The 8,832-nt window shown below is 70.0% G+C and carries 7 protein-coding genes; 2 read left to right on the forward strand and 5 right to left on the reverse strand.

Annotated elements, in window-relative coordinates; translation table 11 throughout:
* Positions 1 to 3: 3 nt before the first annotated feature.
* The 5 genes from glgB to J4573_RS25670 all read right to left on the reverse strand — a co-directional run bounded on the left by glgB (position 4) and on the right by J4573_RS25670 (position 6,932).
* Positions 4 to 2,235: a 1,4-alpha-glucan branching protein GlgB gene (gene glgB, locus J4573_RS25650; RefSeq protein ID WP_208258373.1), complete on the reverse strand. Its 2,232-nt coding sequence runs from the start codon at positions 2,233 to 2,235 to the stop codon at positions 4 to 6.
* Between the two features lie 66 nt (positions 2,236 to 2,301).
* Positions 2,302 to 3,468, reverse strand: coding sequence for a GNAT family N-acetyltransferase (locus tag J4573_RS25655; protein WP_208258374.1), 1,167 nt, complete (start codon positions 3,466 to 3,468; stop codon positions 2,302 to 2,304).
* Positions 3,469 to 3,475: 7 nt separating this feature from the next.
* Positions 3,476 to 4,783 (reverse strand): cytochrome P450, encoded by a 1,308-nt coding sequence (locus J4573_RS25660; RefSeq protein ID WP_208258375.1) that lies wholly within the window; start codon positions 4,781 to 4,783, stop codon positions 3,476 to 3,478.
* Positions 4,780 to 6,186, reverse strand: coding sequence for a glycoside hydrolase family protein (locus tag J4573_RS25665; protein WP_208258376.1), 1,407 nt, complete (start codon positions 6,184 to 6,186; stop codon positions 4,780 to 4,782). Before J4573_RS25665 ends, J4573_RS25660 begins: the two co-directional genes overlap by 4 nt.
* Before the next feature lie 527 nt (positions 6,187 to 6,713).
* A complete protein-coding gene (locus J4573_RS25670) occupies positions 6,714 to 6,932 on the reverse strand; it encodes a hypothetical protein (protein WP_208258377.1) in 219 nt (72 codons plus the stop codon).
* Positions 6,933 to 7,082: 150 nt separating this feature from the next.
* Here J4573_RS25670 and J4573_RS25675 point away from each other — a divergent pair, with 150 nt between their 5' ends.
* Both J4573_RS25675 and J4573_RS25680 read left to right on the forward strand, forming a co-directional pair.
* On the forward strand, positions 7,083 to 7,853 hold the full coding sequence (locus tag J4573_RS25675; RefSeq protein ID WP_243773531.1) for a GntR family transcriptional regulator: 771 nt from the start codon (positions 7,083 to 7,085) through the stop codon (positions 7,851 to 7,853).
* A 203-nt stretch (positions 7,854 to 8,056) separates the two neighbouring features.
* Positions 8,057 to 8,824: an LppX_LprAFG lipoprotein gene (locus J4573_RS25680; protein ID WP_208258378.1), complete on the forward strand. Its 768-nt coding sequence runs from the start codon at positions 8,057 to 8,059 to the stop codon at positions 8,822 to 8,824.
* The last annotated feature ends 8 nt before the right edge of the window (positions 8,825 to 8,832 follow it).

Genomic DNA, 8,832 nt, shown 5'->3' on the forward strand with positions numbered 1-8,832 from the left:
ATCCTATTCAGGGGCGAACCAGACGGCCCCCAAAGGAGGAACACGCATCACGGCCGAGGCGGGCTGGGCGTGCATCGGTTCGTCGGTGGCCTCGATCCGGCCCATGTTGCCCACGCCGCTGCCGCCGTACTCGAACGCGTCGGTGTTGAGTACCTCGCGCCAGCCGCCCGCCTTCGGGAGCCCCAGCCGGTAGTTCTCGTGCGGGTTGCCGGAGAAGTTGATGACACACGCGAGAACGGGCACGGGCTCGCCCTCGAGAGAGGTTCCGTAGCGCAGGTAGGACAACACGTTGCCAGCCGCGTCGTTGGCGTCGATCCAGGCGAAGCCCTCTTGCTCGGTGTCGCGCGCCCACAGCGCCGAGTGCGACTTGTAGACGCGGTTGAGCTCCCGTACGAGACCCTGCAGGCCCAGGTGGTCGGCCCCTTCGGCGGCGTTGTCCAGCAGCCACCAGTCCAGGGGGCGTTCCTCGGCCCATTCCGCTCCCTGGCCGAATTCGCCGCCCATGAAGAGCAGCTGCTTGCCGGGGTGGGACCACATGTAGGCGAGCAGGGTCCGCAGCCCGGCGAACTTCTGCCAGTCGTCCCCGGGCATCTTGCCCAGCAGGGACCCCTTCAGGTGAACGACCTCGTCGTGCGACAGCGGCAGGACGTAGTTCTCCGACCACGCGTACACCGTGGAGAAGGTGATCTCGCCGTGGTGGTAGTGCCGGAACACCGGCTCGTGCTTGAGGTACTCCAGGGTGTCGTGCATCCACCCCATGTTCCATTTGAAGCCGAAACCGAGCCCGCCCAGGTGCGTGGGCCGCGATACCCCGGGCCAGGCGGTGGACTCTTCGGCGATCGTCATGATGCCGGGGTTGCGCTTGTAGACCGTGGCGTTCATTTCCTGGAGGAACGAGATGGCCTCCAGGTTCTCCCGGCCGCCGTAGATGTTGGGCGTCCAGTCGCCGTCGTCGCGCGAGTAGTCCAGGTAGAGCATCGAGGCCACGGCGTCGACCCTCAGCCCGTCAACGTGGAACTCCTCCAGCCAGTAGCTGGCGTTCGCCACCAGGAAGTTGCGCACCTCGGCCCGGCCGAAGTTGAACACGAGCGTGCCCCAGTCCGGGTGCTCCCCACGCGCCGGGTCGTCGTGCTCATACAGCGCCGACCCGTCGAAGCGCGCCAGCGCCCACTCGTCCTTGGGGAAGTGCGCGGGAACCCAGTCGACGATGACGCCGACGCCCGCGCCGTGCAGCCTGTCCACCAGATGGCGGAAACCGTCCGGGTCGCCGAAACGCGCGGTCGGCGCGTAGTAGGAGGTGACCTGGTAGCCCCACGAAGGCCCGTACGGGTGCTCGGCGACCGGCATGAACTCCACGTGCGTGAAGCCCATGTCGCTGACGTACCGGGTGAGCTCGTCGGCCAGCTCCACATAGCTCAGGCCGGGACGCCACGAACCGAGGTGCACCTCGTACACGCTCATGGGCTCGTGCACCCACTGCCGTTCCTTGCGGCGGTCCATCCAGTCGCCGTCGGTCCACTCGTACGCCGAGGTGAACACGCGCGACCCGGTCGCGGGCGGCAGCTCGGTCCGCTGCGCCATGGGGTCGGCCTTGGCGCGCCACACCCCGTCCCCGCCGAGAATCTCGAACTTGTAGACGGTGCCGTCGGCGACCTCCGGCACGAACAGCTCCCAGACGCCGGTCGAGCCGAGCGACCGCATCGGGTGGGCGCGGCCGTCCCAGTGGTTGAACTCGCCGATCACGCGCACGCCGCGCGCGGTCGGCGCCCACACCGCGAACCCCGTCCCCTTGACCGGGGCGAAGGCCGACGCGTAGCCGCGCACCCGCGCGCCCAGCGCCCGCCACAGCTCCTCGTGCCGGCCCTCGCTGATCAGGTGCAGGTCCAGCTCGCCGAGGGTGGGCAGGAAGCGGTACGGGTCGTCCTGGACGTTCTCGGGCCCGCCGGGGTAGGTCACGGCCAGCCGGTAGTCGGGGATCGCCTGCGGGGCGTCGTCCTGGCCGGTTCCGGCCAGGGAGGCGCCGCTCGGCAGCGTCCCGACGAAGACGCCCTCGTGGAAATGGCGCAACGGGTGGCGGTCGCCGTTCGGCAGCACCACCTCGACCCGTTCCGCGAGCGGGCGCAGCGCACGGACCGTGACCCCGTCACGTTCCGGATGAGCGCCGAGGATGCTGTGCGGATCGTGGTGGTCGCCGCCCACCAGCCTGTCGATCTCTGCGCGCGTCAACCGTGCCATGAATCCATGGCCTCCTCATCCCGGGGGCTCTTACACAACCTAGAACTGCCCCGAGATCGGCATCTCTCACATCGACATGAGGGCGCTGGCCGCCTCCGGGCACCACTCCGGCAAAACGGGCACGAGCCCGAGCCCGAGACGCTTGGTCCGGCGAGCCTTCGCTTTCAACCGTCCGACCCCGCGCATGGTCTTGTCGGCCATCGCATAGAGGGCCGCGTTTCCCAGAACGACTTCCTTGGCGCGCGTGGCGGGCTCATGGCGGGCCCAATGCGCCGCAGCGGCGGGCGTACGGCGGCGTACGACACCCTCGGCGACCGTGAGCGAGTGGTTCTGGAGCTCCTGCTTGTAGCGCCAGCCGGCGGCCGGGCCCATGTCGATGTGCTGGAGGCCGGACGCGGCGGCCTCCTCGGCCATGCGCAGGTGCAGGGCCAGGCCGGGGGAGTAGCGGGCGAACGCCGGGTCGTACACCGGGAACCAGGTGACCAGGGTGTGGTCGCTGCGCAGCCCGAAGTGCGCCGCGACGGGCCGTCCGCCCGCGTACAGCATCGACAGCGACCCGGCGAACGCGTCCTCGTGCGTGTGGTGCAGGCGTTCGACCAGCTCGGCCACCCACGGCCGCGCGAAGCGGTCGGGACGGCCCATCGCCCGGTACTGCGCCGACTTCCACTCCCGGACGAGGTCCAGCGCGCCCCGATCCCGCACGTCGTACGAGAACGACACCTCGCCGACCTCACGGCCCAGCTTGCGCTCCTTGTAACGGGTCTGCTTGACGACCTTGGAGCCGCGGGCCTTCAGCGACGCGGTGTAGGCCTCGAAACCGCCGCTCAGGTCGATCACGGCCGAGTCGAGCTGCTTGGCGGCGTACGGCTCGAACCACGGCTGATCATCGACCAGCGTGCCGAACTGCCAGGCGCCCAGCCCGCACGCCCGCAGCAGCTCGCGTGCGTCCAGCTCCAGGCCCGGCGCGTGAACGAGCCCCTGCCCGAGCGACAGCCACCCGCCGATCGCGCCCGCGACCGTCCGGCCGTGCAGCTCGTACGGGAAGAATCCGACGGGGGCGCCGCCGTCCTCCAGCACCGCCACCCGGGCGGTGTCGATCACCGCGTCGACGGCCATCGCGTAGCCCGCCGACAGGAACGGGTTGGCCAGCCGCGGCGCCGACTCCTGCATGCACCGCCAGGCCGCGAGCTCGGGCGCGCCGAGCTCGCGGGGACGGATCACCGAGACGTCCACGGCGACCTCACCTGGAGTAGGCGAACGGGAGGCGGGTGATGCCGTTGTCGAAGTTCGACAGCAGGTAGGTCGGGTCGCCGGTGGAGCGCAGCCCGGGCAGCCGCGTGAACAGCTCCCGGAACATGATCTTCAGCTCCATGCGGGCGAGGTTGGCGCCCAGGCACAGATGCGGGCCGGGGCCGCCGAAGCCCACGTGCGGGTTGGGCGACCGGGTGATGTCGAAGACGTCGGGGTCCTTGAAGACCTCGGGGTCGCGGTTGGCGGCCAGGTAGAACAGCACCACCTTGTCGCCCGCCTTGAACGCGTGCCCGCCCAGCTCGTGGTCGGTGGTCAGCGTCCGCCGGAACTGGATGATCGGCGAGACGTACCGGACCAGCTCCTCGATCGCGCCGCCGATCCGCTCGTCGTAGTCGCCGAGCAGCAGGTCGCGCTGTTCGGGATGCTCGGTGAACAGGTGCAGCCCGTGCGCGAGGGTGTTGCGGGTCGTCTCGTTGCCGGCGACCAGCAGCAGGTCGAAGAACGAGCCGAGCTCGGCCAGCGACAGGCGTTCCCCGTCGGGGTTGGCGTTGACCAGCGCCGACACCAGGTCGTCGCCGGGCTTCTCGCGGCGGGCCTTGCCCAGCCGCACGACCAGGCGGCGCAGATCGACGATCGCCTTCAGGTTGCCGTACAGCAGCCACAGCGTGCGCGGGCTGGCCAGCGACCCGCGGACCCCCGAGTACTCGGTCATCGCGTCCACCCGCGACAGCACGTACGGGCGCGCTTTCTCGGGGATGCCCATCATCGCGCAGATGACGTTGAGCTGGAACGGCGCCGCGACCTGCTCGACGAAGTCGCGCGGCCCCTCCTCGACCACCCGGTCGACGATGCGGGTCGCGAGCGCGCCCACCTCGTCCTCGATCTTGGCGAGCATCTTCGGGGTGAACGCGCGGAACACGATCCGGCGGAGCCGCGCGTGGCCCGGGTCGTCCATGTTGACCATCGGCGTGCCGAAGATCTTGGCCAGCCAGGGCGGCGGCTCCGGCGAGGTGGCGGCCGGCTCGCTGGAGAAGACCTTGGCGTTGCGGCTGGCCGCGACCACGTCGGCGTGCTTGACCAGCGCGTAGAAGCCCTTGCCCGCCCGGACGAACGGGACGCGAGGCTCGGCGAAGTAGACCGGCGACTCCAGCGCGCGCAGCCGCGCGAAGTCGGCCAGGCGCTCCTGCGGCGGCCGGTCCCAGAACGCCATGTCCACCAGGTCGATCCCGAGGGCCGCACCCGTCGTGGTGTCGGGCGTCGTGCCGCCGGTCGTGCCGCCCGTCGAATCCAAGGTCATCGGCTGATCCACTTCACTTCGTAGGGACCGAGGTCGACCGGCCTGCCCTCGATCTGGGACCGCGCGGGGCCGGGCGTGGTGTTGACGACGACCATCTGGCGCGGCTGGGCGAGCACCCGGACGGCCTGGTTGGAGGACGGGACGCCGACGAGCCTGGTGCCGGGCGGGAACCACTTGTCGAAGTTCTGCACCATGGCGAGCGTCGGGGTCGCGGCGTTGCCGTTCGCGCTGCCGAACCACAGGCACCCGGCGCAGTCCGCGCCGAACGAGGTCTGCGGGCTCCAGTAGAAGGCGCTGGCCGCGCCGCCGCGGACGAACTCCATCATCGCCGCCGTGAGCACCGCGCCGCGGCGTTCGTCGGTCCAGTCGGACGGGACCGGCTCCACGTACCACTCGGCCCACCAGACCGGCAGATCCGAGTCGAGGCCGCGCAGCCACCGGGTCACGTCGGAGAACTTAGTGAGCGCCTGGAACTCGTTCAGCCTCACCTCGCGCTGGGACGGCATCGCGTGCCCGTCGACCGCGAGGAAATCGGCGCCCTTCTTGTGCTGATCCCAGTATTTGATCGCATTGAGATCGCGTTGGTCCATGCTTCCCCAGGTGCCCTGGAGCTCGCTGGGAGGGGCGTTCTGTGATCCCGGCGCGTTACTGTTCACGACCATGTAGGGGCCGCCGACCTTGATGTTCTTGTTGACCTTTTTCAGGGCGGTATAGACCTTGTTGTAGAGGGTCGTGTAGCCCTCTTGGTCCCAGCGGTTCGCGCCCTGATTCCAGAAGCCCTTGAACTCGTTCCAGACGGCGTAGTACTTCACGTCGGGATAGCGCTTGGCGACCGCGGCCGAGAGTGCGGCGAAGTCGTCGAAATGCTGGGAGTTCACGGCGACCTCGAGCTTGCCCCAGTCGGTGGTGCCCGCCGCGCCGCCCTTCATCCAGTCGGGCGCGCAGCACAGCGTGACGACCGGGGTGCCCTTGGTCTGGCGGATGGTCTGCATGCGCCGGTCGAGCGAGTTCCAGTTGAACTGCCCGGGGCGCGGCTCGGGGTTGTCGACGCCCCAGCCCATGATCGGCGTGACCTGTGGCGTCGGCTGGGCGGTCAGGTCCCGCAGCGCCTGCGCGGGGCCCTGCTGGCCGTCCACGCTGACCTGCGTGTGCGTGATGCCCCAGGAGGGCCAGTTCTTGCCGACGCCGGGCGCGACCTCGGTCACCGGCGCCGACGGGTCGATCTTGCCGCCGCCGAACGGGCGCCAGCCGGTGAGCGCGAGGGCCAGCGTCAGCACGAGGAGGCACGCGATCGCCGCCGCCAGGGCGATGAGGGCGAGCCGCTGCCTGGGACGCCCATGACGCCCGTGACGGTTGCGGAACAGCGCTGTGGCACCTGCGCTCGCCCGCGGTCGGACGTCCAAGGGTGCCTCCTGTGAAAGGGGCGGCCGGGTGTATCCGGGCATAACCGTTTAGAGCCCGGAAAGCGGCCGGGAGTTCGTCCGGCGCGCGGGCTTTCCGTTGCACCTGCCCGCAGCTTTCCGTGACACCTGACTTACCGTCCGGGCTTCGGCGGGACAACCCGCGCGCGAGTGAGGATCTCTCGCGGGGTGTGGCCGGAACGGGACACGACTCATGGATATTCAGCGGCCCGCGGTCGCGCCGAATGATCGCGCCGCGAATGATCGCCTGCCGAATGGGCGCCCGCCGAATGATCGGCTGGCGACCGCACGGGCGGCACGACTCTGTGTCGGGGGGTCGCACCGATGTGCCGTCCGTGCGGTCACGTCCTTCTCGCCCTGGCGGTGACACTCACACCACCGCAGGGGTCTCTCCTCACGTGGCACTCCTGTGTCACCTGAGCGCCATAGGTACCTTGCGCCACGAGGGAGTCCCGGCCCGGTCCGCCCCCGTCTGCGGACCGGGCCGTACGGCCTCCCGGTGCCCGGCATCAGTTCGCCTCGCGATCCTTTCGGGTCTGGTCGAGGAGCAGCTCGCGCAGCGCCGTGGAGTCGTCCGCGGCCACCGTCATCGCATATCCCGCCTGTAGTTGGGCGTCGGTGAGGTCGCCGCTGCGCGTCGCATACCAGCGCCCCGCGTCGCTCCGCCAGACCAGCCACCCGGGGAACTCGCTCTGGAGGGCCGCCTTCAGATCCTCGAAGTCGCCCATCCAGGCCGTCCTTTCCCCGAGCCGCCTGTTTCGTATACACAAGTCTTACTCGGTTATAAGTGGTGTCAAGCTGTCCGTAAGCGGACCGTCCCCCTGCGGATAGCGACGGAGGGCATGGGCCGGTCCGTACGGGCCGGAGGAGGGGAGGCGATGCCGGTGGCGGACCGCCCGGCCTACCTGCGTATTGCCGGCACCCTTCGTGAACAGATCAGGGACGGCACCTATCCGCCCGGCTCCCGGCTTCCCACCATGGCGGAGCTGTGCGCGGCCCACGGCGTCTCGGAGATCGTCGTACGGCAGGCCGTCAACCTGCTGCGCGGCGAGGGCCTCATCGAGACCCGGCGCGGCGGCGGCACGGTCGTGAAGATCACCCCACCGGCCCGTCGCGTCGCGATGGACCGCTACCGTGCGGTGACGCGTCCGATGGCCGTGCCGGCGACCACGTTCACCCGTGACCAGCGCATCAACTGGAACCAGTACCGCCTGGACCGGGAGTTCACCCGCGCCGAGGCCGACGCCGACCTGGCCGCACTGTTCGAACTCCCGGCGGGCACGGAGCTGCTGCGCCGCCGGTTCGTCTTCTACGCCCGCGGCGAGCCCCAGCAGATCTCGGTCAACTACCTGCCGTGGAGCCTGGTCGGCGACACGCCGGTGGCCGATCCCGGCCGCGAGCCCTGGCCCGGCGGCACGCTCGCCCAGCTCGAGTTCCTCGGCTACCCGCCCACCCGCGTGGAGGAGTCCGTGCGCGCCCGCATGCCCTCCCCGGAGGAGGCCGAGACGCTCCGGATGAGCCCCGGCGTCCCCGTCCTCGCCATCACCCGCCGCATGCTCGCCGGCCCGCGCGTCCTGGAGGTCTGCCGCGACATCGTGATCCCCGCCGACCGCGTCATCCTCGACTACGCGATCGACCTCGAGGACTGACCGTGACAGAGGACTGACCGTCACAGAGGACTGACCGTGACATGAGACGCCCCACGGGCGTGAGGGGGCTGACGAGGTAGGACGCCCAGGTCGCGGGCCCGGTTGTCGCGCGCGTCCTGTCGTGGCCAGCACTGGGCCGGACGGGTCTCACGCTCGTCTCATCTGGTGAGTTCGCCCGATGACCCTCGCCGAGGAGCAGCAGCATGACCCGACGTCCGTACGCACGCAACGCATCAGCGATCGCCCTGTCCGCTGCCCTGGCGCTGACCATGGCGGCCTGCAACGACAACGACAAGACGAAGACCTCGGCGCGGAGTTCGGCCCCGAGCGCCCCGGCGACGCCCGCCGCGACCACCTCCGCCGCGTCCTCGCCCGCCAATGACAAGACCGCGGACCAGATCCTTCAGGAGGCCCGTGCGGCACTGCGCGCCGAGCGTTCACTCAAGATCTCCGGCGGCATGGTCCAGGGCAAGGAGACGATCCTGGTCGACCTGACCATGGACGGGACCAACGCGCAGGGCAACCTCACCGTGCCCATCAAGGGCAAGCAGGTCAGCATGGACATCATCAAGATCGACCAGAAGGTCTACGTCAAGAGCACCGACATCTGGAAGACGGTCGCTCCCAGCATGGCCGCGCGGTTCGGCGACCGGTGGGTGCTCAGCCAGGACTCGCTGAAGCAGAGCTTCGCCGACTTCTTCACGGCGCAGGGCTGGGCGGACAACGTCCTGAAGCCGGACGGCACGGTCACGCGGGAGGCCGACTCGCAGGTCGACGGGCGCCGGGCCTACGTGCTGGACGACGGCACCGGCGGCAAGCTGCTCATCGCCGCCGACGGCAAGCCGCTGCCGCTGCGCCTCACCGGCGGCGGCGAGAAGTCCTCCGGTGACATGACCTTCACCTACGACGTGCCGGTGAACGTGCAGCCGCCCGCGAACCCGATCGTCCCCCCGGCCTCCGCGGGCACCTGACCCCGGCC

Source organism: Actinomadura barringtoniae, assembly GCF_017573505.1.
Classification (GTDB): Bacteria; Actinomycetota; Actinomycetes; order Streptosporangiales; family Streptosporangiaceae; genus Spirillospora; species Spirillospora barringtoniae.